The 23,953-nt window shown below is 65.2% G+C and carries 23 protein-coding genes and 1 tRNA gene; 19 read left to right on the top strand and 5 right to left on the bottom strand.

Going from position 1 to position 23,953, the window contains the following annotated elements:
• Window positions 1-108 precede the first annotated feature (108 nt).
• Window positions 109-1,413, bottom strand: a complete 1,305-nt coding sequence (locus EPO34_01615) for a hypothetical protein (GenBank protein TAK03839.1) — start codon at window positions 1,411-1,413, stop codon at window positions 109-111.
• Between the two features lie 381 nt (window positions 1,414-1,794).
• Window positions 1,795-2,010: a hypothetical protein gene (locus EPO34_01610; GenBank protein ID TAK03838.1), complete on the bottom strand. Its 216-nt coding sequence runs from the start codon at window positions 2,008-2,010 to the stop codon at window positions 1,795-1,797.
• A 26-nt stretch (window positions 2,011-2,036) separates the two neighbouring features.
• On the opposite strand from EPO34_01610, the gene rplI reads away from it, so the two are divergent.
• Together rplI and EPO34_01600 are read left to right on the top strand one after the other, a co-directional pair.
• A complete protein-coding gene (rplI, locus tag EPO34_01605; GenBank protein TAK03837.1) occupies window positions 2,037-2,579 on the top strand; it encodes a 50S ribosomal protein L9 in 543 nt (180 codons plus the stop codon).
• Between the two features lie 75 nt (window positions 2,580-2,654).
• Window positions 2,655-4,265 carry a CTP synthase gene (locus tag EPO34_01600; protein TAK03836.1) on the top strand — a complete coding sequence of 537 codons (1,611 nt, stop codon included), beginning with the start codon at window positions 2,655-2,657 and terminating at the stop codon, window positions 4,263-4,265.
• A gap of 40 nt (window positions 4,266-4,305) precedes the next feature.
• Here the strand turns inward: EPO34_01600 and EPO34_01595 are convergent, their stop codons facing one another.
• Window positions 4,306-5,946, bottom strand: coding sequence for a sigma-70 family RNA polymerase sigma factor (locus EPO34_01595; GenBank protein ID TAK03835.1), 1,641 nt, complete (start codon window positions 5,944-5,946; stop codon window positions 4,306-4,308).
• Window positions 5,947-6,051: 105 nt separating this feature from the next.
• On the opposite strand from EPO34_01595, the gene EPO34_01590 reads away from it, so the two are divergent.
• From EPO34_01590 to murD, 14 genes are all read left to right on the top strand, one after another.
• Window positions 6,052-7,263, top strand: a complete 1,212-nt coding sequence (locus tag EPO34_01590) for a class I SAM-dependent rRNA methyltransferase (protein TAK03834.1) — start codon at window positions 6,052-6,054, stop codon at window positions 7,261-7,263.
• A 50-nt stretch (window positions 7,264-7,313) separates the two neighbouring features.
• Window positions 7,314-7,598, top strand: coding sequence for a 50S ribosomal protein L27 (locus EPO34_01585; protein TAK03833.1), 285 nt, complete (start codon window positions 7,314-7,316; stop codon window positions 7,596-7,598).
• A gap of 144 nt (window positions 7,599-7,742) precedes the next feature.
• On the top strand, window positions 7,743-7,973 hold the full coding sequence (locus EPO34_01580) for a NifU family protein (protein TAK03832.1): 231 nt from the start codon (window positions 7,743-7,745) through the stop codon (window positions 7,971-7,973).
• A 4-nt stretch (window positions 7,974-7,977) separates the two neighbouring features.
• Window positions 7,978-8,373, top strand: coding sequence for a hypothetical protein (locus EPO34_01575; protein ID TAK03831.1), 396 nt, complete (start codon window positions 7,978-7,980; stop codon window positions 8,371-8,373).
• Between the two features lie 2 nt (window positions 8,374-8,375).
• The gene (mraY, locus tag EPO34_01570; protein TAK03830.1) at window positions 8,376-9,422 is read left to right on the top strand and encodes a phospho-N-acetylmuramoyl-pentapeptide-transferase; all 1,047 of its coding nucleotides are present in this window, start codon (window positions 8,376-8,378) and stop codon (window positions 9,420-9,422) included.
• A gap of 3 nt (window positions 9,423-9,425) precedes the next feature.
• Complete coding sequence (gene ftsW / locus EPO34_01565; GenBank protein TAK03829.1) at window positions 9,426-10,544, top strand: putative lipid II flippase FtsW; 1,119 nt, start codon at window positions 9,426-9,428, stop codon at window positions 10,542-10,544.
• 84 nt (window positions 10,545-10,628) lie between these two features.
• A complete protein-coding gene (locus tag EPO34_01560; protein TAK03828.1) occupies window positions 10,629-11,699 on the top strand; it encodes a hypothetical protein in 1,071 nt (356 codons plus the stop codon).
• A gap of 418 nt (window positions 11,700-12,117) precedes the next feature.
• Window positions 12,118-12,192 (top strand) — tRNA-Lys (locus tag EPO34_01555).
• A 65-nt stretch (window positions 12,193-12,257) separates the two neighbouring features.
• The gene (gene typA / locus EPO34_01550) at window positions 12,258-14,075 is read left to right on the top strand and encodes a translational GTPase TypA (GenBank protein ID TAK03827.1); all 1,818 of its coding nucleotides are present in this window, start codon (window positions 12,258-12,260) and stop codon (window positions 14,073-14,075) included.
• A gap of 90 nt (window positions 14,076-14,165) precedes the next feature.
• Complete coding sequence (locus EPO34_01545) at window positions 14,166-14,828, top strand: hypothetical protein (GenBank protein ID TAK03826.1); 663 nt, start codon at window positions 14,166-14,168, stop codon at window positions 14,826-14,828.
• A 27-nt stretch (window positions 14,829-14,855) separates the two neighbouring features.
• Window positions 14,856-17,504 carry a cation-transporting P-type ATPase gene (locus tag EPO34_01540; protein ID TAK03825.1) on the top strand — a complete coding sequence of 883 codons (2,649 nt, stop codon included), beginning with the start codon at window positions 14,856-14,858 and terminating at the stop codon, window positions 17,502-17,504.
• 10 nt (window positions 17,505-17,514) lie between these two features.
• Window positions 17,515-18,213 carry a hypothetical protein gene (locus EPO34_01535; protein TAK03824.1) on the top strand — a complete coding sequence of 233 codons (699 nt, stop codon included), beginning with the start codon at window positions 17,515-17,517 and terminating at the stop codon, window positions 18,211-18,213.
• Window positions 18,210-18,866 carry a glycosyltransferase gene (locus EPO34_01530; protein TAK03823.1) on the top strand — a complete coding sequence of 219 codons (657 nt, stop codon included), beginning with the start codon at window positions 18,210-18,212 and terminating at the stop codon, window positions 18,864-18,866. The genes EPO34_01535 and EPO34_01530 overlap by 4 nt, the downstream gene beginning before the upstream one ends.
• 2 nt (window positions 18,867-18,868) lie before the next feature.
• Window positions 18,869-20,335 carry a UDP-N-acetylmuramoyl-L-alanine--D-glutamate ligase gene (murD, locus tag EPO34_01525; protein TAK03822.1) on the top strand — a complete coding sequence of 489 codons (1,467 nt, stop codon included), beginning with the start codon at window positions 18,869-18,871 and terminating at the stop codon, window positions 20,333-20,335.
• Window positions 20,336-20,396: 61 nt separating this feature from the next.
• Here the strand turns inward: murD and EPO34_01520 are convergent, their stop codons facing one another.
• Together EPO34_01520 and EPO34_01515 are read right to left on the bottom strand one after the other, a co-directional pair.
• Window positions 20,397-20,738 carry a hypothetical protein gene (locus EPO34_01520; GenBank protein TAK03821.1) on the bottom strand — a complete coding sequence of 114 codons (342 nt, stop codon included), beginning with the start codon at window positions 20,736-20,738 and terminating at the stop codon, window positions 20,397-20,399.
• Window positions 20,735-21,496 carry a class I SAM-dependent methyltransferase gene (locus EPO34_01515; protein TAK03820.1) on the bottom strand — a complete coding sequence of 254 codons (762 nt, stop codon included), beginning with the start codon at window positions 21,494-21,496 and terminating at the stop codon, window positions 20,735-20,737. The genes EPO34_01520 and EPO34_01515 overlap by 4 nt, the downstream gene beginning before the upstream one ends.
• 9 nt (window positions 21,497-21,505) lie before the next feature.
• On the opposite strand from EPO34_01515, the gene murE reads away from it, so the two are divergent.
• The 3 genes from murE to EPO34_01500 are packed head-to-tail and all read left to right on the top strand — an operon-like array spanning window position 21,506 to window position 23,923.
• On the top strand, window positions 21,506-22,858 hold the full coding sequence (gene murE / locus EPO34_01510; protein ID TAK03819.1) for a UDP-N-acetylmuramyl-tripeptide synthetase: 1,353 nt from the start codon (window positions 21,506-21,508) through the stop codon (window positions 22,856-22,858).
• The gene (locus EPO34_01505) at window positions 22,855-23,493 is read left to right on the top strand and encodes a hypothetical protein (GenBank protein TAK03818.1); all 639 of its coding nucleotides are present in this window, start codon (window positions 22,855-22,857) and stop codon (window positions 23,491-23,493) included. The genes murE and EPO34_01505 overlap by 4 nt, the downstream gene beginning before the upstream one ends.
• Window positions 23,486-23,923, top strand: a complete 438-nt coding sequence (locus EPO34_01500; GenBank protein ID TAK03817.1) for a septum formation initiator family protein — start codon at window positions 23,486-23,488, stop codon at window positions 23,921-23,923. Before EPO34_01505 ends, EPO34_01500 begins: the two co-directional genes overlap by 8 nt.
• Window positions 23,924-23,953: the final 30 nt, after the last annotated feature.

Below are 23,953 nucleotides of genomic sequence, written 5' to 3'. Positions count from 1 at the left end.
CGCGGCTGAGGTCGCATGACCGCAATCGCAGAATCTTCAGAACGTGTTCGCGCCGAGGCGGGGAAGAGAGGAGACCCTCTCGATTCCACCGCCCCGGACGCAGGGTTGTCAGAAGTCGATCCGTCCGAACTCGACCGGCAGGTTGTTCACGTAGAAGCCGTCGGACCAAACATGTCCGTCGGTCCACTGGACGTCCACGAGCGTCAGCCTGAACGTGTCGTTCGCGCCGGCGCCCGTCGTATCCGTTTTTACGACGAACATCCTCGTATTGCCTTGTTCGACGACCAATGAGCCGTTCTGGTAGAAGTCCAGCGACGCGATGACCAGCCCGTCGACCGTGCTCTGGAAGGACCAGCCGGCGTTTGTATCGAGCATCTCCGAAGAGTCGTCGCGGTCGAACACCTGCCACTTGGCAGGGTTCATCAGGCCGTCGATCCAGCCGCTGCCGGCGTTGTCCGTCGCTTCCACCTCGAACGTCATGCGTTGGCCGAAGATATCACCGCGGGCGTTCGCTGCCCAGTTCATCTGCGCGACTTCGATGAGCCCGGGAACGGCGCCGCCCGAGGGGGAACCGCTGGCCTTGCTCACGGTGAGCCTGCTGTTTGCAAGCAGGAACCAGTTGCCGTAGGCCGAACGCTCGCCGGATACGAGACGCATCTGCACGTACCGGTCGTTGTTGGGCCACGTGCCGGCTGCAGGCGTCTCCACCCGCACCACCACGTCGACCGACTCATTGGTGCCGACCGTCACCGCGGTGAGCGGTCGCAGGCAGCCGTTCCCGTCATTCAGGTCGATCCGTCCGGTGCAGACCCCGTAGGTCCCGACGCCGTTACGGATGACGTCGACGACGTAGACGGACTCGAGCGGCTGCTGGGCTACGTTCTCGAGCTTGACGCCCGTGAGCGGAGCCGGCGCCGTTCCGAGGTTGGTCACGCGGAAGTGCGCCACGTCGGCCACGCCGGTCCCAGGGAGCACCAGGTCGCCTTGCGGCGTCCCGTTCCCGATGTCGATGGTGAGATGCTGCTCATCGCAGCGGAACTCGCCGGTGTCGGGACTCGAAAACGGCGTGGTGCCTGGCGCGCAGACGAGGTTGACGCGAGGGCAATCGGTTGCGCTCGCGACGACCGCGCTGTTGGCCTGGCACGTGATCACGTCGACCGTGACGGGCGCGGGAGCCTCTTCGCAGAGGTCAAGCGCCGCCTCGAGGTCCCCGAGGCAGGCGACGAGGCTTTCCTCGTCCTGCGCAGCGGTCGTCATCTCGCTAATGGTCTCGAGACAGGCGAGGAGCGCGTCGTCGTTCTGCTCCGGCAGGGCCGGGCAGGTGGCGTTGACGGTCGTCGCCGGGGTCTCAATCGTTCGTCCCTCGCAGGCAGCGAAGGCAAGCATGGACGCGATCAGGATCAGGTTCTTCAAGAATCACCTCAATGCCGGGTCAAGGGACCCGGCCTGTTTTTCTGACGTTGTTTTCACCGCCGACGACGTCGGCGGGTTCGCGTTAGAGCCTTTTACGAAAAAGGCCCGTGGCTGCCGTCGTGTGTGAGGGGGACTCACGACAACAACAGCCACGGGCATTCTTTAGACTCTCCCCCTTAAGGTTGTAGCGGTCTTCGAACTCCGCTTGGAAGGAACGATCACTTCACGTGGATATTTATACCATATTTTTGAGGTTTTGTCAAGGGATGGTTTGCAATAATTTGGCTGGGTTTAGTAAAAAATGACCCCGACCGTTCGTCGGGGTCGCCCTGGCGCATCCGCGCCGAAGGGGCTCGTTCCTGATGGGGCTGCGGCGGAAGGTCAGCCGCGGATGCTGCGGCGGTCGAGCCTGGCGTTGTGGCGCTCCGCGAGTCGGCGCTTGATCGCCTTGCTTGCGTGGTGGAAGGCAAGGTCGGCGGCGAGGAGGCTGCCGGCCGCGGCGATGACCGGGACGGCGACCCCCACGACGAGGGTCAATTGGGCGGTGGTCTTGGCGGCGGAAATGGCTTTCTTATGGAACGCGACGGGCTGCTTCACGGATCCTCCTGGAGCGATGAACCGGGATGATACGTGTCCGCTCGTACGATGTCAAGATATGGCGCGGGCGCCTCAAGGTTTCTCCGCTTGCATCCCCCAACCCGTCGCGTGTTATACTCGCCCGCAGTATGAAGGTCATCCTCTTGAAGGACGTGAAGACGCTTGGCAAGGTCGGGGCGGTGGCGGAGGTTTCCGACGGGTACGCCATGAACTTCCTGTTCCCGCAGAATGCCGCCATCCAGGCCACGGCCGACGCCTTGCGGCGGCTCAAGGAGCAGGAGGCGGCCAAGACGCGGGCGGCGAAGAAAGGGACGGCCGCGGCGGCGAAGCTCGCCCAGAAGCTGGACGGGTTCCTCGTGACCCTCAAGGAGAAGGCGAACGACGACGGCACGCTCTACGCCGCCGTCACCGCGAAGACGGTCACGAAGGCGCTGCGCAAGGCCGGGTTCGAGGTCGAAGAAGACATGATCGGGATGGCGCCCATGAAAGAGGTCGGCGAAGGGCGGGCGACCGTGTCGCTCCCGGCCGGATTCGAGGCGGAAGTGTCGGTGGCGGTTGAGAAAAAGTAAATGTATGTAGGATGTAGAATGTAGGATGTAGGATGGTAAATCCTTCATACTACATCCTTCACCCTACATTTTCTTATGTCCAAATTCGTATTCGTATCAGGCGGGGTGATTTCCGGGCTCGGAAAAGGGATCACCACCGCCTCCCTTGGGGCGCTCCTTGAGGCGCGCGGCTACCGCGTGTCCGCCATGAAGGTGGACATGTACCTGAACCAGGACGCGGGGACGATCCGCCCGAGCGAGCACGGCGAGGTGTTCGTCACCTCTGACGGGCTTGAGTGCGACCAGGACCTGGGCAACTACGAGCGGTTCCTGGGCCGGCCGCTCAAGCGCGTGAACTATCTCACCACCGGCCAGGTATACGCCGAAGTGCTGCGCCGCGAGCGCGCGTTCGAGTACGAAGGGGAGGACGTGGAGGCGATCCCGCACGTCACCGACGAGATCATCCGCCGGTTCGAGCTGGGCGCGAACGGCTCGGACGTGTGCGTGATCGAGCTGGGCGGGACCGTGGGCGAGTACCAGAACGGGATCTTCTTCGAGGCCGCTCGCATCATGAAGATGCACAGGCCAGAGGACGTGATCCACGTGCACGTGGCGTACCTGCCGGTGCCGGGCAACCTCGGCGAGATGAAGACCAAGCCCGTGCAGCAGAGCGTGCGCATGCTGAACGCGATGGGGATCCAGCCCGAGTTCGTGGTGGGCCGCTCCACCCTCCCGATGGACGACAAGCGCAAGGAGCGCATCGCCCTATTCTGCAACGTGCCCAAGGAGCGGGTGATCGCCGCGCCGGACGTCGGCAGCATCTACGAGATTCCGCTCATCCTGGAGGACCAGCGGTTCGGCTCCCTGGTGCTCGGGCAGCTCGGATTGCCCGACAAGCCGGTCGACCTCGCGCGTTGGCAGGAGGTGAACGACCGCATTGGCGCGGACACGGAAACCCTGAATATCGCGATGGTCGGGAAATATTTCGCCACGGGCGGGTTCGTGCTTTCGGACGTGTACATTTCCGTGATCGAGGCCGTGAAGCACGCGGTCTGGGCCACGCACCGCCAGCCGCGCCTCACCTGGGTGGACGCCGGGGACATCGAGAAGCTGGGCGCCGACGCGGTGCTCAAGGGCTACGACGGCATCGTGGTGCCGGGCGGGTTCGGCACGCGCGGGGTGGAAGGGATGATCGCGGCCGTGCGCTTCGCCCGGGAAAACAAGGTGCCGTACCTCGGATTGTGCTACGGGATGCAGCTTGCCGCCGTGGAGTTCGCGCGCAACGTGTGCGGAATCGCGGACGCGCACACCACCGAGGTGGCCGCGGACACGAAATCGCCCGTCATCCACGTGATGCCGGACCAGGCCAAGAAGATGCTCAAGCGCGAGTACGGCGGCTCCATGCGCCTGGGCTCGTGGGACTGCGCGCTCCTGCCCGGCACCAAGAGCCGCGCGGCGTACGGCACGGACACGATCTCGGAACGCCACCGCCACCGCTACGAGTTCAACAACGAGTATCGCGAGAAGCTCGCCACGTGCGGGCTCACGGTGGCCGGCACCAGCCCGGACGGGGCCCTTGTGGAAATCATCGAGCTCAAGGACCACCCGTTTTTCGTCGGCGTCCAGTTCCACCCCGAGTTCCAGAGCTCCCCGCTCAAGCCCCACCCATTGTTCCAGGCGTTCGTGGACGCGGCAAAGAAAAACTAGCCCTTTTGAGGGCTAGTGCGCGATCGTCGGATCCGTTCCTTTAGCCGCGAGACGAGTGCTCCAGCAAGAGGCGTTTGGCGTCGGATTCCTTGAAGAAGGTCTGTGGTTTGCCTCCAGCATCACGTGCTTCCAACCGTCTGATATTCAATGCGTCGGCGAACCGCGCCTTGAGCGTGTGATAAGAGACTCCTGCCCGCTGCGCAAGCACGCGTATCGTCCCCCAGGTAGCCTCGTCCCATTGAATCAAGCCGCGCCTATCGGCTCGTACGGAATCTTTCACATCGAAGGGACGCAATTCCCTCCGCAACGGCACGGGTTTCTTTGTGCTCGGCATAAGGACCGCGCCCTCGGGCATGATCGTCACTATGCCCGCGGTCTGTGCCGACGCGATTGCCGCCTTTGCTTCCGTCGGCGTTAGCCGCAAACGGACGGCAATGATGCGGAAGGCCGCGGGGACGAGGAGTCCTCGTGCGTCTTCCCGTCCGTGTTCAGCAAGGATGTCCGCGATCCGCTTGCCGTCAGAGACGATGGGATGATCGAGGAGCGGGCGTTCAAGCGGCGCTGGAAACAACTCGATCGCATCCGGGAGGCCGATCGGGCATCCCTCCAGGCATTCTTTTATGGACTCAAGCCGTTCGACCAGTCCTCGGAGGAGGTCGAGGCTCCAACCGCGTTCTGCGAGACGTCCGTCGATGTTTTTCACGATGAGGCTTTTCGCCTGCTTCGTGACACCGAAGCGCATGGCGATCTCCTCGAGCGTCAGCGGTTCGGGCGTCTCGATGCCCAGCCGCAGCCTGGCAACGCCTTGGTGTTTCCACGGCATGCGTGCCGTCACCTGGCGTACGCTTATCATGAATTCGGCCAACTCTTCGGCCGTATCCATGCTTTCGGCGAGCCTGGACGTGTCTGCGTCCGCAGGGATCAGGTTCTCGATAGTCGTGCCGCTTCCTGCCACAGGAAGGGCGGGCGCATGCCAGCTGATGTTTTTCCCGTAAATCAGCCGATGGGCGAGCGTCACCTCCGCCAGGGTCAGTTCCCGATCCCCGGCTCCTTTTTGGTGTGGGCGCTGTTGTTCGTCCTTGGACAGATAGAGCCAGATTTCCTCATTCGTGGGGTAGGAGCCTCCATCTTTGGTCAGCGCGTAGATCGCGCGTCGCACCGGCCAGATTTTCTTGTATGCGGAGTAAGGAATCCGATACGGGCGTCGTTCGTCCATCGTGATGGCTGCCTGGTCGATGGCATACCGGATGCATACACGGATGAAGTTTCCGAATCTCGTCCGCTGCTCCGGATCATAGCCTTCGAGTCCGGTCAGGACGCCGATGATCCCTTCTTGGATCTTATCGATCAGGTGCATCTCATGCGCGTTTCTGCGCATGGCCACCCAGATCACGTGGGGGAGCTGGTCGTACACGATGGCGGGACGGCCAGACGGATCTTGGCGACGATGACGTTCGATGGCCGCCTCGAGCTCTTGTTCCGCGAGCCGGCGGACGAACGGGCGGATGGCCGTGACATACTCGGTAAAGCCGTGATAGTCCTCCCGCACTTCCGCCTTGAGTAGGAGGTGTTTTTTTGGGATCCGCATCCGATCCCGTCGCCGTTTCCTTTCAGGCATGCCAACCTCGTTCGATTGTGAATGTGCCCGTGCATATATATGACGGAAAAGGCCGTCGGTCAACCCATGAATCACCTATGAATCATAGGAGTGCCGTGCCCCTGGTTCGGAAGCCCATTTTCTGTTACGCTCATCCCTTACCTCTCGTAATCCCTTCGCTACACGCATATGTCTTACCCCACGCTCAAGCTCAAGGCAGGAAAGGAGGCATCGGTCGCCTACGGGCACCCTTGGGTGTTTTCGGGCGCGTTCGACCCTTCGACAGGCTCAGGGCAGGGGGCATTTGAGTCGGTGCCGCACGGCGCGTTCGTGCACGTGGCCGACCGGAAGGGCGAGGTGATCGCCACTGGTTCGTTCTCGCGCCAGGGCTCCATCGCCGTGCGCGTGTTCGCGCCGGGCGAGGCGACCATCGACCGGGCGTTCATCGAGACGCGGCTGCGGAAAGCCCATGAACGTCGCGTACGGATGGGATATGGCCCCGGGACGGCTACGACCGGATTCCGCGTTTGCTTCGGCGAATCCGACGGGCTGCCGGGCCTCGTGGTGGACCGGTACGGCGACACGGCCGTGTTCCAGATCGCGACCGCCGCGCTCGACGGCCTACGCGAGGACATCGTGGCGGCCATCGTCTCGGCGCTCGGCGTCGAGAACGTGGTCGAGCGCAGCGACATGAGCGGGCGAAAGGATGAGATGCTCGCGCTTTCCGCAGGCGTGCGCGTTGGTAAGGTCGCCGCCCCCGTCCCGTTCACCGAGAACGGCCTGACGTTCGTGGCCGACGCGATCGACGGGCAGAAGACCGGGTTCTTCTGCGACCAGAAGGACCTGCGCGAGCGCGTCCGTCATTTCGCCAAGGGCGCGTCGGTGCTCAACCTTTTCTCCTACACCGGGGCGACCGGCGTCTACGCCATGGCCGGAGGAGCCGCGCGCGTGCATAACGTGGACGAGTCGCCGCGCGCGCTCGAACTGTGCGCGCAGAACGCGAAGCTCAACGGCATACGACCCGAAACGTTCACGACCGAACAGACCGACATCTTCCAATGGCTTGCGGGCGCCCAGGGCGAATACGACATGGTCATCGTCGACCCGCCGGCCATCATCAAGGGGCAGAAGGACGTCGAAGCCGGAGCCAAGGCGTATCACTTCATCAATCGCGCCGCGATGAAGCTGGTGAAGGACGGCGGCACCTTCGTCACGTCCAGCTGCTCCCACTTCTTCCCCGAAGCCGACCTTGCGTTCACGCTCCGACGCGCATCTGTCCAAGCCGGCGTGCACCTGCACACCCTCGCCTCCGTCCGCCAAAGCGCCGACCACCCGATGTCCGTCTATTTCCCGGAATCCGCCTATCTGAAGAGTTTCGTCTTCGAAGTGAAGCGGGCTTGACGCTTTCCCCGTCTTTTCTTATACTTCCGCCAACTTGACTCATCCCCGATATGGCCCATAAGAAAGCCGCCGGTTCCACCACCCTTGGCCGTGATTCCCATGGCCAGCGCCTTGGCGTGAAGATCGGCGACGGGGAGAAGGCCGGCGCGGGGCAGATCCTCGTGCGCCAGCGCGGCACCCCCATCCGCGCGGGGAAGAACGTCACCAAGGGCGGCGACGACACGCTCTACGCAAAGGCCGCCGGCAAGGTGAAGTTCACCAAGAAGCAGATGCCGAACTTCACCGGGAAGCTCAAGGTCTGCACGTTCTGCCACGTGTTGCCCGAAACGAAGTGATATAAAAGGCGGGGAGTCCCCCCGCTTTTGTCTTTGCGAGGAGGCCTCCGCCGACGAAGCAACCTCCCGGGAGGTTGCTTCGTCGGCCTTGAAAGCAGTGCCTCCTCGCAAAGACGACGATATTTTGATACGCTTTCAACACCTATGCGCGAACGCGTCGAAGCCGTCCTCGCGGACATCCGTCCCTCCCTTGCCATGCACGGGGGCGACATTTCGTTCGTGGATTGCGACCTCGCGACGGGCATCGTGAAGGTGCGTTTGCAGGGGGCATGCGTGGGCTGCCCCATGTCCGCCATCACCCTCAAGATGGGGGTGGAGGCCGCGCTCATGGACGCCGTCCCGGAGGTGCGCGAGGTGATCGCCATTGACGGATAACCGCATGCCTCGCCTCAGGCTCTTCCTCACGCGCATCGCCGGGTCGTTCGCCGACCTCGTGCGTTCGTCATCCGTATACCGTCGCACGATGATCGCCTCCGTGCTCCTCGTGGCGGCGACCCTCGCGCTGCCGGCCTGGAAGATCGTCCCGATGCGCGTGAGCGAACCGTTCATCCCGCTGCATTACAACGTCTACATCGGGATCGACCGGTTCGGGCCGTGGTATTACGCGTTCATCCCCGGCGTGCTCGGAGCCACGCTCCTCGTGGTGAACACGGTGTTCCAAGCCGTCTTCTACCGCCGCGAACGGATGCTTTCCACCTTTTTCGCCGTCGCGACCGTCTTCGCCGAAGGGATGCTGTGCGTGGCCATGGTGCTCACGGTGCTGTTGAACCTGTAGGCATGCCTCTTGAATCCTTCGCCATCACCCGGGTGCTCCTGCTTGCCGCGCTTTCGTTCGCGGCCGCGTTCGCGTGGGCTCCCGCCCTCATCCGCCTGCTCACGCGTTCGGGCATGGCGAAGACGATCCGTTCGAGCGACGAGGCGCCGGTGTATGCCAAGCTCCACGCGAAGAAAGCCGGTACGCCTACCATGGGCGGCGTGCTCGTGTGGGGGACCGTGCTGGTTCTTGCCGGCCTTCTCAACCTCTTCGATACGCAGCTTCCGTTTCAGGACGGCTTGGCGTTCATTTCGCGGTCAGAAACGCTTCTTCCCTTGGGCGTGCTCGTGGCTTCCGCCTTGGTGGGACTGGCCGACGACTGGCTCAACGTCAAACGCCTCGGGGCGCACGGCGGGGGATTGCGCGCGCGCCATCGCCTTCTCGTCTATACCCTCATCGCGGCGGTCGGCGCCTGGTGGTTTTACACGAAGCTGGATTGGGACCTGCTCCATGTGCCGTTCGTCGGCGATTTCAACTTGGGGCTGTGGTACGTGCCGTTCTTCATCCTCGTGATCGTCTCGACCGCGTTCTCGGTGAATGAGACGGACGGTCTGGACGGCCTCGCGGGCGGGTCGCTGCTCATGTCGTTCGGCGCGTTCGCGGTGATCGCGTTCGCGCAGGGGAAATACGACCTGGCCGCGTTCTGCGGGGCGATCATCGGCGCGCTGCTCGCGTTCCTCTGGTTCAACATCACCCCGGCGCGCATGTTCATGGGGGATACCGGGGCGATGGGGCTCGGCGTCACCCTCGGGGTCGTGGCGATGCTCACCAACTCCGCCTTGCTGCTTCCGGTGATCGGGATCGTGTTCGTGCTCGAATCCGCCTCGGTGCTGCTCCAGCTCGCCTGGCGCATGCTGTTCAAGCGCAAGCTGCTGAAGAGCGCGCCGTTCCACCACCATCTGGAGGCGATCGGCTGGAGCGAACCGCAGATCGTGATGCGCCTGTGGGTGGTGTCCATGGTGTCCTCCGCGCTCGGGGTGTCGCTCGCGCTCCTGGACGCCCTGCGCTGACGCATGCGCGCCGGCGACGCCAAACCGATGGACTACGCCTACCTCGCCCTTGTCGGCGGGCTGGTCACGTTCGGCCTGCTCATGCTTGCGAGCGCCTCGGCGCCCGACGGGTATGACCGGTTCGGCGACAGCTATTATTTCCTCAAGCACCAGGTGGTGTTCGGGCTCATCCCCGGGATCGCCGGGCTCCTGTTCTTTTCGCGGACCCCGTATGCGGTGTGGAAGAAGAACGCCTGGAACCTGCTGCTCGTCTCGATCGCCCTGCTCATGCTCGTGTTCCTGCCGGGGCTTTCGGCCGGGATCGGCACCGCGCACAGCTGGATCAACGTGGGCGGCTGGTTCACGGTGCAGCCGTCCGAGTTCGTGAAGCTGACCTTCCTTTTCTATCTGGCCGGCTGGCTCGAGAAGCGCGGGGAACGGGGGGGGAGGGACATGTCCGCGGATTTCCTCCCGTTCGTGGCCGTGCTCGGGGCGGTGATCGGGCTGCTCATCCTGCAGCCGGACGTCGGCACCATGGTGATCATCGTCGCCATGTCGCTCGTGGTGTACTTCCTCGCCGGCGCGCCCATCGCCTACGTGCTCGCGCTCATCAGCACGGGGGTGCTGGGCCTCGCGGCCCTCATCGGCTTCGCCCCGTATCGCGCCGCGCGGTTCATGACCTTCCTCAATCCGGAGCTGGATCCCCAAGGGGTCGGGTACCACATCAACCAGGCGCTGCTCGCCATCGGCTCCGGCGGGTTCCTCGGCGTGGGATACGGCCACAGCCGCCAGAAGTTCCAATACCTGCCCGAGGTGGCCGGGGATTCCATCTTCGCCGTGATCGGCGAGGAGCTGGGGTTCGTGGCGTGCGCGCTGCTCATCGCGGCATTCATCGCGTTGCTGTGGCGCACCTTGCGCATCGCCAACGAGGCGCCGGACCGCTTCGGGAAGCTGGTGGCCTCGGGGGTGGGCGCCTGGCTCACGATCCAGGCCCTGGTGAACATCGGCTCCATGGCCGCGCTCATGCCCATGACCGGCATCCCGTTGCCGTTCGTGAGCTACGGGGGGACGTCATTGGCCGTCAGTTTGTCCGCGGTGGGAGTCGTGTTAAACATATCGAGGTACAGGAAGGGAAATGGATGAAGGATGTAGGATGTAGACTGAAGGATAAGCGGAGACGAGAGTTTACGATCCTACTTCCTACAGTCTTCATCCTACATATTGCTTATGAAAATCCTTTTCGCCGGCGGCGGCACGCTCGGTCCGGTCACTCCGCTCATCGCGGTGGCCGAGGCATGGAAGCGGACGGATCCGTCCGTCTCGTTCGTGTGGGTCGGCACGTCACGAGGCCCGGAAGGGGCGATCGTCCGTGAACAAGGGATGAAATTCCTTCATCTGCCGGTGGCGCGTTTCACCCGGTATCCATCCCTCGAATGGCTTACCCTCCCGTTCCGCGCGTTCCAAGCGTTCGTCACGGCCTGGCTCGTGCTCGGTCGGGAGAAGCCGTCGCTGGTGGCCTGCGCCGGCGGATACACGGGCGTGCCCATGGCCTATGCCGCATTCATCCGCGGGATCCCAGTGTGGACGCACCAGAGCGACGTGCGGCCGCTGCTCTCGAACCGGCTCATCGCCCCCGTGGCGCGGCTCGTCACCGTGGCCTGGCCGCAGACCGCGGGATCCTTCCCGCGCCGCAAGACCGAGCTGATGGGCAACCCCGTGCGCGCCTGCGTGCGTGCCGGCGCCAAGGACCGTGCGGCCGTCCGCTTCGGCCTCGACCTGCGTCTGCCCACCTTGCTCGTGACCGGCGGGGGAGGAGGCGCCAAGTGGTTGAACCAGATGTGCATGGACATGGCGCCCAAGCTGGTGGGGATCGCCAACGTGATCCATATCACGGGCCCGGGCAAGATGAAGCCCGCCTACCAGCGGTTCGGCGCGCACTACCATGCGGTCGAGCTGCTCGTCGAAGGCATGGCCGACGCGCTCGCGGCCGCCGACGTGGTGCTCGCCCGCGCCGGGATGGGGACGATCAGCGAACTCTCCGCGATGCGCAAGGCGGCGGTGCTGGTGCCCATCCACGGCTCGCTGCAGATGGCCAACGCCGCCGTGCTCGAGGATACGGGCGCCGCGAAGGTGATCCAGCAGCCGCTCGCCACCCTCGGCGACCTCGAACGGGCGATCCTCGGCCTGCTCGCCGACGAGCCCGCGCGCCGCGCGCTCGGCGACCGCCTGGCCCGCGCGCTCCCCACCGACGTCGCGGAAAAGATCGCGCACCGGCTGATGCGTCTCATGGCGAAATGAAAACACCGCCCGGTCGGGCGGTGTCATCGTCAGGTCGTCTCCTCGAGCGCGTCGGCGCCGTTCTTGGGCGCTCCGCCTTCCAAGGCTACGCAGTCCGCGCACTGCTCGGTGTCATCGTCGAGGTCGACGTCCTGCGCGCCGCAGGTGATGCATACTCCCGTGTTCATACGGACTCCGCGTGGGGATAAAGAATGAAGACCTGGATATTGTAGCGAAGTAGAACGAGAGGGGAAGAGGACGTCAACCCCGACGCCCTTCGGGGGTCGGGGCTCCGACCTCCAGCCCGGCTGGAGCGTCGGAGGGGCTTGATTTCCCGTCGATTTTCGGATACCATCCGGCCATTCATGGGTCGGTAACGGCAAAGCCGTTGCCAACCCTCGTTCGTCGAATACGAGCGAGCTCGTTTTCTCCTCACTACGGGTCGGTAGCTCAATGGTAGAGCAGGGGCCTTTTAAGCCCAAGGTCGTGGGTTCGATCCCCACCCGACCCACCAGTCAGAACCGCCTCAGGCGGTTTTGTCTTGACCTGAATTCGATTTTTGGCTACCATCCGCCCATTATGACCCGTCCTGACCTGCGCAATTTCGCCATCATCGCCCACGTCGACCACGGGAAGACCACCCTGGTGGACGCGCTTTTGAAGCAGTCCAACACGTTCCGCAACGCGGACGCGATGGGGACCACCATCATGGACTCGAACGAATTGGAGCGCGAGCGCGGGATCACCATCCTCGCCAAGAACGCGTCCATCGTGTGGAAGGACATCAAGTTCAACATCGTGGACACCCCGGGCCACGCGGATTTCGGCGGCGAGGTGGAGCGCATCATGAGCATGGTGGACGGCTGCCTGCTGCTCGTGGACGCCAAGGAGGGGCCGATGCCGCAGACCAAGTTCGTGTTGAAGCAGGCGATCAAGGCCGGGCACAAGGTGATCGTGGTCATCAACAAGATCGACAAGAAGGACGCGCGCCCGGAGTGGGTGCTCAACCACACCTTCGACCTGTTCGTGGACCTGGGGGCGAGCGAAGAGCAGGCCGATTTCCCGGTGATCTACGCCTCGGCCGTGAACGGCAAGGCCGGCCTTACCCCGGACCTCGAGGCGATGACCGACATCACCCCGCTGTTCCAGGCGATCGTCGACCACATCCCGGCCCCGCAGGCCGACGTCGAGAAGCCGCTCCAGATGTCCATCGTCAACGTGATGTACGACAACTACAAGGGCCGCATCGCGGTGGGGCGCGTGGTGAACGGCCGCATCAAGGTTGGGCAAAGCATCGCGCACATCGACCGTGACGGGAAGGTGAAGCCGGCCAAGGTCGTTGCCATCCAGGGGTTCCAGGCGCTCGCGCGCGTGGACCTGCCCGAGGCGTCCGCCGGGGAGATCGTCGCCGTGGCGGGCGTCGAGGACGTGCAGATCGGCGAGACCTTCGCCGACCCGACGAACCCGGTCGCGCTCCCCGTGCTCAACGTGGAAGCACCCACCGTGAAGATGACCTTCGGCGTGAACACCTCGCCGTTCGCCGGCCAGGAAGGGCAGTTCACCACCAGCCGCAACATCAAGGAGCGCCTGGACCGCGAGCTGCAAAACGACGTGGCGCTGCGCGTCGCCCCAGGCGAAGGCGACGGCGCGTTCATCGTTTCCGGGCGCGGCGAGCTGCACCTGGCGATTCTGATTGAAAAAATGCGCCGCGAGGGGTACGAGCTGCAGGTGAGCCGCCCGCAGGTGATCTTCCGCGAGGAGCATGGGGAGAAGACCGAGCCGTTCGAAGCCGTGTCCATCGAGGCGCCCGAGGCGTTCCAGGGGATCATCATCGAGAAGATGGGCAAGCGCCGCGGCGACATGAAGGACATGAAGGTGGAGAACGGCACCGCGTTCATGGAGTTCGAGATCCCCACGCGCGGGCTCATCGGCTACCGCAACGAGTTCATGACGGATACGAAGGGCCAGGGGATCATCAACACGCTGCTCTTGGGCTACCGACCGCTCGCCGGCGACGTGAGCGCCAATGAACACGGGTCCATCGTCTCCATGGAGCAGGGGACCGTGATGGGCTACGCCGTCACCAACTTGCAGGAGCGCGGGGTGATGTTCGTGCCGGTCGGGACGCAGGTGTACGTGGGCATGGTGATCGGAGAGCACTCCCGAGCCGAGGACATCGACGTGAACCCGTGCAAGGAGAAGAAGCTCTCCAACATGCGCTCGAAGGGCGACGGCGCGAGCGTGGCGATCGAGCCCCCGCGCATCCTCACCCTCGAGCAGAGCCTCGAGTACATCGGGGACGACGAGCTGGTGGAGGTCACCCCCAAGTCCATCCGCATCCGCAAGACCTTCCTCGACTACAACGCCCGCAAGCGCGCCGAGGCGCAGAACGCCTAGGCTGTGCACAGGAGTCCCGCGAACGTTCGCGGGGTTTTTGGTATGATGTTCGCATAATCGCGCCGCCCCCACAGGCGCACAATCTTTCGTATGCGCATGCGCCTCACGCTCGTCTCGTTCGTCGCCGCCTTGTTCCTCCCGCTTGCTGCCTCCGCTGCCGCGCCGTCGTGCGACGCGCCGGTCGCGCCCGGCACGCGCGTGCGCGCCGTCTCGGGCGCCGAGGAAGCCGTGGATATCGTCTGCCTGGGCGAGTACCTGCGCAGCCCGGGGCACGCGGGCGTCGTCTATGTCGCGGACGATTTCAAGGCCCGCGCGTTCGTGAGCGACGTGCAGTTCTTCACCTACGAGCCGGACTTCCGCCACGTGCGATTGGTAAGCGACGCCACCGTCGAATCGCTTCCCGCGGGCGACCCCATGCTGCCCAAGGCCGGGAGCGCGCTCGTGCAGGTTCCGGGACAGGCCGCCGTGTACGCGCTGGTCGCGAATCCCGAGCGTCCGCTGTATCCGGTCGCGCGCCTGCTCACGAGCGAGCGCGTCGCGACGACGGCATACGGGACGCATTGGGAGGAGCTGATCGTCCCGGTGACCGGATCCCAGCTCGCGCTGTTCGTCCCGGGCGCGGCCGTATCGCTCACGGAAGTCCTCCCCAAGGACACGCTCCTCAGCCTCCCGATCCTGACCCGTCAGATGACCTCGTTCCTCACCTCGTTCGCGTGGGCCGGGTACGTCCCGCGACTGGCGCTCGGGCGTTGAACCGGGCCGTGGAGGAACCGTCCGGACATGGAACGCCCCTGGCATGCGCAATCCGCTGCGGCCGTCTTGAAAGCGCTCGGATCCCCTCCGGGCGGCTTGGCGGGCTCGGAGGCGGCGCGCCGCCTCCGTCTCCACGGACCAAACGCCCTTCCGACCGTCCGTCATGACGGATGGGCCGGGGTGCTCGCCCGGCAGGTCTCGGCGCCGCTCATGCTGCTGTTGCTCGCGGCCGCGGTCGTGAGCCTCGCGCTCGGGGACAAGGCCGAGGCGGCGGTGATCGCCTGCGCGTTCGCGCTGAACGCGGCGCTCGGGTTCTTCCAGGAATACCGCGCGGCCCGCACGCTTGAGGCGATCCGGTCGCTCGTCGTGCCGATGTCCATGGTGCGCCGTGACGGGCGCGAACGGGAGATCCGCGCTTCCGAGCTGGTCCTTGGCGACCGGCTCGTGCTGCGCGCGGGAGACCGGGTGGCCGCGGACGCGCGCCTCATCGAGGCCGTGGCGTGCGAGACGAACGAAGCGCCGCTCACCGGGGAATCCATGCCGGTCGCAAAAGGTCCGGAGGCGCTCCGCATCGGGACGATCCTCGCCGAGCGCGTCAACATGGCGTTTGCCGGCACGATCGTGGTGGCCGGCCGGGCGGAAGCGGTGGTGGTCGCGACCGGCTCCCTCACCGAACTCGGGAAGATCGCCTCGCTCGTGGTCGGGACCGAGGAACCGGAAACGTCCTTGCAGGCGCAGCTGCGCCAGTTGAGCGCCCGGATCGGGTTGTTCGCGGTCGCGACCGTCCTCGCGCTGTTCGTCCTCGGGATCGCGTCCGGCCGCGGCACGGTCGAGATGCTCAAGACGGGCATCGCGCTTGCGGTGTCGGCCGTGCCGGAAGGGCTCATGGTGTCCGTCACCATGGTGCTTGCGGTCGGCATGCGGCGGATCCTCAAACGGGGATCCCTCGTGCGCCGGCTGGTGGCGGCCGAGACGCTCGGGAGCGTGTCGGTGATCTGCACGGACAAGACCGGGACGCTCACGGAAGGGGAGATGCGCGTGGCGGAGGTCGTCCCGGCCGAAGGGGCCCCGTCCGCCGCGGACGTGAGCCACCTCTCGGTATCCCGCGGCATCGTCGCGCTCCTGGAAGCGGGGATGCTGGTGAACGACGCGGTGGTGGAACGCGTGAAGGGGATCGAGCAGGCGACGAACGGGTCGCCCACCGAGCGCGCGCTCATGGGCGCGGGGCTCTCCGCCGGCATCGACGCGGCCGCCTTGCGCCTCCGGCACCCGCGGCTTGCCGAGATCCCGTTCGATTCCCGTCGCAAGGACATGGCGACCCTCCATCGGTGGGCGGGCAAGGAGGCGCGCATCCTGTACAAGGGCGCCCCCGAATTCGTGCTTGCGCGATGCGCGTCGTACCTGGGAGAGGACGGCGACGTCCATCCGTTCACCGACGGAGAGCGGCGCCGGGTGTCCCGCGTCCTCGCGCGGCTGCTGAAAGGCGGGGTACGCGTGATCGGATGCGCCACCCGGGAGGCCGGCGCGCGGGCGAAGACGCTTGAGGCGGACGACCTTCGCGGGATGGCATTCCTCGGGTTCCTCGGCCTGCGCGACCCGTTGAGGCCGCAGGCGCAGGAGCAGGTCGCGCGGGCGCGCGCGGCCGGCGTGCGCACGGTCCTCGTGACCGGCGATCACCCCGACACCGCGCGGCTGGTGGCGCTTGAGGCGGGCCTTGACCGCACGCATCGCGTCGTGACCGGAGAGGAGCTCGACCGTTGGGACGACCGCGAGCTCGCGCGACGGGTGACCGGCATCGACGTGTATGCGCGCGTGGAGCCGCGCCACAAGATCCGACTGGTCGAGGCCTGGCGCGCGCGCGGCGCGTCGGTCGCCATGGTCGGCGACGGGGTGAACGACGCCCCGGCGCTCAAGGCCGCGGACGTGGGGGTCGCGCTCGGGTCCGGCACGGAGGTGGCGAAGGAAGCCGCCGACATCATCCTGCTCGACAACGACCTGGGGACCGTGACGGCCGCGGTCGAGCAGGGGCGCGTCCTGTTCGAGAACATCCGCCGCGTGAGCGTGTACCTGCTGTCCAGCTGCTTCACCGAGATCCTGCTCATCGGCGGATCGATCATTGCCGGCCTTCCGCTCCCGCTCACGGCGCTGCAGATCCTCTGGATCAACCTGGTCGCGGACGGGCTGCCGAGCGCCGCGCTCACGATGGAGCCGGGCGAACCGGGAATCATGCGGGATCCGCCCCGCCGACGGGACGAACCGGTGCTCGACCGGCGGATGATCCGCCTCATCGTCCTCACCGGCCTCGTCACGGACATCGCCGTCTTCCTCTCGTTCGTCCTGCTGCTTCGCGCGGGATATCCGCTCGACCACCTGCAGACCGTCCTGTTCGCCGCGGTCGGGTTCATCTCGGTGGTCCATGCGTTCTCGCTCAAGAACATGCGCGTGCCGTTGTGGCGCATCCATCCGCTTTCCAATCCGTGGCTCGTGGCCGGGGTGGCGTGCGGGATGCTGCTCATCGCCATCACCCTGTTCGTCCCGACGGTCATGGCCGCGTTCGGCCATGTGCCGCTCACGGGCGCAGACCTCGGCCTCGTCCTCTCCCTTGGCGCCGTGCGCGTGGTCGTGATCGAGGCGGTGAAAGGCCGGTTCTTGTCGCAGGGAGCCCGAAAGGGTTAAATGCGGCCATATGTTGCCGGAATACCCATGGGGAAGCCGCCGGGACGAGCTTGCCGTCCTTGAAGAGGATTTCGATGATTTGTGCCGCGCGCATGAGGAGCGGGAATCCGGCCCAGGCTTTGAGGCGGAGGAGGCGGTCGTCCGGGAACAGGCGGACACCGAAGACGCGAGCGAAGCGGAGCTCACGGCGAAGATCGGCCCGGGCTGGCTCGAGGAATCCGAGGACTGTCCGCACCATGACGGGCATGAGCATGAACCCGCAGACGCGACGGCGCACGGCCCTGACATGCCGGTGCTCGAATTCCTGCGTCGCGACCTCGAGCGCGAGCCCACGTACGAGCGCGCGCTCGCATGGGCCGGCCCGGCGTTCCGCTTCGCGAAGGCCGCCTACGCCAAGGAGCGCCACCCGCAGCTCCTGCGCGTGTGCCTCAACGCGTGCTTGGTGCCCATGAAAGTCTCGTATGCGCTGAACGAGCTCGCGCACGAGGACGCCTACTCGCTCGACGTGGCGGACAAGGAACTCGAGCTCGCGCAGGCATATCTTTCCCGCGCAACGGCCTCGCTCGAGTCCCTCCGGGCAGCCGGCAGGCTTCCGGCCGAACAGGAAGGACTCATCGCGCTTGCCGCGCCGGTCGCTGAAGCCGTAACCGAAGCCCGGTCGCGCATCGCGCGAGAAAGGAAGCGCCGGCAGGATACGCCGCTGATATGAGCGTGCGCGTCGCCGCCATCATCCCCGCGTATGACGAGGAAACGACCGTCGCGGACGTGGTGCGCGCCGTGAGGACGAGCCCGCTCGTGTCAGAGACGATCGTCGTGTCCGACGCGTCCACCGACCGGACGGCCGCCGTCGCCCGCGAGGCCGGCGCCAGGGTGGTGGAGCGCCCGACCAACGGCGGAAAGGGGGCCGCCGTGCTCTCCGGCCTCGCCATGACCGACGCGCCGCTCGTCCTGCTGCTTGACGCCGACCTCGTGGGACTCACCGCCGACCATGTCGAGCGCCTGCTTGCGCCCGTGCTCGACGGCAGCCGCGTGATGAACTGCAGCCAACGCGACCGCGGGTGGTTCACCCCGTTCACGCGCTGGCTCCCGCTCGTGTCCGGCGAACGCGCGCTCCCGCGCGAGATCATCGAGCGCGTGCCGCCGCATCTGCTTCGCGGGTTCCAGCTGGAAGAGGCGCTCAACTATTATTGCCGTCGCAACCGCCTGCCGTACGGGTCGGTGCCGCTCCCGGGCCTCACCATGCGGCGGAAGTTCCAAAAGGTGGGTTGGCGGAAAGCTCTGGTACAATACGTCCGCATGTGGACCGTCGTGGCTAAAGCAATGATCCTGGTCCGTATTGCCGCCCTGAAAGGGGAATTCTGACTATGCCTATCGATTTCACCAAACCTACAGACCTCCAGGACGCCGTCGTCACCGTGATGGGCCTTGGGAGGTTCAAGCAAGGGAGCGGCATCGGGGCGGCCAAATGGCTCATGCGCCACGGCGCGCAGATCGTGGTGACCGACTTGAAGAGCGAGGCCGACCTCAAGGCGTCGGTGGACTTGGTGACCCAGTGGTACGAGGAGTACCGCAAGGAGTACCCGGATCGCGACATCTATGCGCCCGTGTTCGTGCTGGGCGAACATCGCGAGGAGGATTTCGAGAACGTGCAGCTCGTGGTGAAGAACCCGGACGTGCCGAAGGAATCCGCGTTCGTGAAGCTCGCCGAGAAGAACGGCGTGCGCGTGGAGAGCGACGTGTCGCTGTTCTGGCATTTCTATCCGCATCCTATCTGCGCCGTCACCGGCACGCGCGGGAAATCCACCACGACGGCGCTCATCGGGGAGATGCTCAAGCGCGTGCATCCCAAGACCGTCGTGGCCGGCAACATCATGCACAGCCCGCTTGAGGAATTGGATTGGATGCTCACGGAGGAGAAGCCGGTGCCGGTGGCGCTCGAGTTGTCGAGCTGGCTCCTGGAAGGGTTGGATCACGTGAAGGTCGGCCCGGAGGTGGCCGTGCTCACCAACGTGTCCATGGACCACCTCGACCGCTACGAGTCGTTCGACGCATATCTCGCGGCCAAGGAGATCATTTTCAACACGCAATCGCCGTCGCAAAAAGCCGTTCTCAACTACGACCACGAGATCGTGCGCAAAGTAGGCGAACGGGTGAAGTCCAGGGCCTTCTGGTTCAGCGCGAAGCCGTTGCCGGAGAGCGTCGAAGGGACGTATATCGCCGAGGACGGCACGCTGCACCTGCGCCTCGGCGGGACGGACAGGGAAATCTGCCACCCGCAGAACTGGCCGTGCCTGCAGGGCGAGCACAACGTGCAGAACGCGCTCGCGGCAACGCTCGCCGCCGCCCTTGCCGGCGTGCCGGACGAAGGCTTATGCATGTCGCTGCGGACCTTCGAAGGGCTCCAGGGCCGCCAGCAGACCGTGCGCGAGTTCGACGGCGTCACCTACGTGAACGACACCAACGCGACGAGTCCGGACGCCGTGGTCGCCGCGCTCAAGCGGTTCGCGAACGACAAGAAGCGCGTCGTGCTGATCGTGGGCGGCAAGGCCAAGGGGTTCAGCTTCGACGAGATGGCGGCTGCGATCCGCGAGCATTGCAAGCACGTCGTGTACCTCGAGGGAAGCTCGACGGCCGAGATCGAGCAGGCGGTCGGCACGTCCGTCCCGAGCGTGAACGTGAGCGACATGGAAAGCGCCGTCCTCGAAGCGAAGAAAGCCGCCAGCGCCGGCGACATCGTACTGCTCTCTCCCGGCACCGCCAGCTTCGGATTGTTCAAGAACGCCTACGACCGCGGCGGCCAGTTCGTGGAGGCGGTGAAGAACTTGAAGTGAATGCCGGATTTCGAGGTAAGACCAACGCTTTCCAGGACCCGGCTCTGGTTGATTCTGGAGGTCAGACGCTCAGCAAGATAAGGGAAACGACCCCGAGCGCGACGCCGGCCATCTGGATGGGCGAGAGGGATTCGTTGAAAAGAAGGAGTCCGATGACCAGGAATCCGGTCGTGCTGATGACGGTCCAGATGACGGAAGTGATGACGAGCCCTTCGCGCTGCAGGGTGGGGAGATAGAAGAATCCGGAGAGGAGATACCAGCCGAGCGCGACCGCGAAGAGCGCCGGGGACGGCTTCTGCGACCAGAGTTTTCCGAAATAATCCCCCGCAATGACGGAGCCGGCGCTCAACAGGAGCAGCACCATCACCGGCATCGTCCTCGCGAGCGTGATCCACCAACTCATACCTTCGTTGCCTTGATTGCTAAGAACATCGGGATCTCCTTGCGCGACAGGTTTTCGGCCTTGGCCCTCGCGCCGGGCTTGCTTACGCGGTTGCTGGTCCACTCCTCCATGCGCGTGACGGCGAAGCCGGCGTCGGCAAGGGCGTTCACGTAAGACGAGATCGGACGGTGGTATGAGACGGTCTTGACCGTCGGGTCCGTTCCTGGATGCGCCTGGATGGGGATCTCGAGCGCGGAAAGATACCTGTCCACGCGCCGGAACATCTTGGCGTTCCCCTCGTATCCCCAGCTGCTCGCCCCAGGGACGCGGAACGCCGGATGGTTCATCACCACGACGAACGTCCCTGCGGGCTTGAGGGCCTTCGACGCCTCCTGAAAGACCTTTCCCGGCTCATCGATATTTTGTATCGCCAGCAGGCAGGTGGCGCCGTCGAAGGAGTTGAGCGGATACAGCTTCGAGAACGCCCGTGCGTCGGCGATGGCGTAGGCCGCGTGCTTCAGCGCCTGCTTCTTGGCAATGGCGATGAGGCTCGGGGCGGCGTCGAACCCGCTCACGTGACCCTTCGTCCTGGCGGCGACCAATCGGGAAAACGCCCCCTCGCCGCAGGCCACGTCGAGATATGACGCCCCGGACTTGGGCGCGAGCAGCTTCAACGCCCCCGGATAGACGACGCTCGCGAGCAGCGTTCCGGTCTCTTCCTGGTGCTTGCCGTACCAGTCGGCCACGTTTTCCCAACTTGTCGGTGGCGCGGCAGGCATAGTGAGGCCATGCTATACTTAACCGGCGACATGCTCAAATCCCTCCTGCGCAAGCTGGTCCCCGAACCGGTGATTTCTCTGTATCACCTTGGCTTAGCGCACCTGGCGGCCTATTGGTACGGCCACCCGTCCAGGCATCTCGTGGTGATCGGGGTGACGGGCACCAACGGCAAGTCGAGCACGGTGCAGTTCCTGGGCCGGATGCTCGAGCAGATGGGGGAGAAGGTGGGATGGACCACCACGGCCAGCTTCAAGGTCGGGGCTCACGAGTGGGCGAACGACAAGAAGATGACGATGCTCGGGCGGTTCCAAACGCAGAAGCTGCTTCAGGCCATGGTGCTCAACGGGTGCGGATACGCCATCGTGGAGACCTCGTCGCAGGGGATCGAGCAGTTCCGCCACATCGGCATCGATTACGACGTGGCCGTGTTCACGAACCTCACGCCCGAGCACATCGAGGCGCACGGCGGGTTCGAGCATTACAAGAAGGCCAAGGGGAAGCTGTTCTCGCATCTCGAGGAAGGCGACGACAAGACGATTGGCGGTCGGACGTTCGCCAAGGCGGCGGTGGTGAACGTGGACGACGCGCATGCGCCGTTTTTCCTCGGCTTCGGGACCGAGCGTCAGTACGGGTTCGGCCTTGAAGGACGGACGAATCCCGAAGCGGCCATCGCCCGGTTCGTGCCGGTCATCGCGCGCAACGTCCATTCCTCCGGCTCCTGTTCGGTGTTCTCGGTGGATCACGTGGCGTTCCACCTGAAGCCGGTGGGCACGTTCAACGTGTACAACGCGCTCGCCGCCGCCTCCGCCTGCCGCGCGCTCGGGTTCGAGTGGGGCGCGATCGCGAAGGCGATGGGTAAGCTCGCGTCCGTTCCCGGCCGCCTGGAGGCGATCGACGAAGGGCAGCCATTCACCGCGATCGTCGATTACGCCTACGAGCCCTACGCGCTCAAGGCGCTTTACGACGCCGTGGGGCTCATGAAGCACGGCCGCGTCATCCATGTCACCGGTTCGGCCGGCGGCGGACGCGACGTCTGGCGCCGCGCGGAGATCGGCAAGCTGGCCGCCGCGCATGCCGACGTGGTAATCGTCACCAATGAGGATCCCTACGACGAGCCACCCATGGAGATCATCGATCAAGTGGCGAAAGGGGCCGAAGAGGCCGGAGGGGTCGAAGGGGAGACACTGTTCCGCGTGATGGATCGGGCTGAAGCGATCGACAAGGCGATCGGGATGGCGCAGCCGGGAGATTTGGTACTGGTCACGGGAAAGGGCAGTGAGCCGGTGATGGCGGTCGCTCATGGGAAGAAGCTGCCGTGGGATGACCGTGTGGCGGTGCGTAAGGCGCTCAAGGCCTTATGAATCTCCAACGCGTCATCCAACTGAAGCCGGAAGAGGAGATCCTCCTGGCCGTGCGCGAGGTGGTGTTGCCGCGCGTGCCGGCGTTCTTCATGCTGGGGCTGTGGTTCCTGCTCCCGTTTTTCCTCCTGTTCCCCCTGTTCCGTCTCGGGTGGTTGGGCGTGCTCGGCTTCTTCGCGATCCTCGTGCCGGCGGTCGTGTTCATCTGGCGCGCGTACCGGAAGTGGTCGGACACGATGCTCGTCATCACCGACCGGCGCGTGATCGACATCGAGCGCCGGGGATTGTTCGACACCGAGGTGTGCGAGGCCTCCTTCGCGGACGTGGACGAGGTCACCTTCCGCATCAAGGGGCTCATGCCCACCCTGTGCCGCTACGGCGACGTGGAGGTGAAGATTTCCGGCGCCGCGGCCGACATCGAGTTCTGCCGGGTGAAGCATCCGGCCAAGGTGCACGACCTCATCGCCGATTTGCGCCGAAGCGCGCGCGAGGGGGAGGCCGATCCGGCCGAGCAGCGCATCCGGCGGCTGGCCAAGGTCGTCCCGCTCGAGAAGATCGAGGGGATGCAACGCGCCGCGGAGCGGGAGGTCCGCACGGAGGCGGCGCAGCGGTTCTTCGGGGAGAAGGACGATGCCTGATATGCCGGAGCATCGCCCGAGCGCCATCAGCCGCCTGCTCCATTTCCGGGCCCTGTTCGCGGTGAACCTCGGGGTGTTGGCGCTCCTTGGCGCCGCGTTCGGGCGCGAGTGGATGCGCAACCGCGACATCCGCGACCAGATCGCGGACCTGCAGGGCAAGGCCGCGGCGCTCGAGGCGCGCAACGTGCGCATCGGGGAGCTCGCCACCATGCTGCAGACGGAATCCGCGATCGAGCGGGAAGCGCGGCTCAAGCTCGGGCTCAAGAAGCCCGGCGAATCCGTGGTGGTGGTCCGTCGCGATGAGGGGACGGCATCGGCCGCGGACCGCGGCGCCAGCGAGCCTGTCGACCCGCGCGGGGTCGCGAACTCCTCCAAGTGGTGGGCGTATTTCTTCGACCAGCCGCGATACCGGACGTTGGTCCAGAAATGAGGCCGTTTTTGAAAAGAAAAACGCCCTGAG

It is taken from the genome of Patescibacteria group bacterium (assembly GCA_004297215.1).
Lineage (GTDB): Bacteria > Patescibacteriota > Patescibacteriia > UBA9934 > GWF2-40-263 > 2-01-FULL-63-20.
The sequence above is the reverse complement of the archived record's forward strand: the minus strand, read 5'-3'. Positions and strand labels throughout refer to the sequence as shown.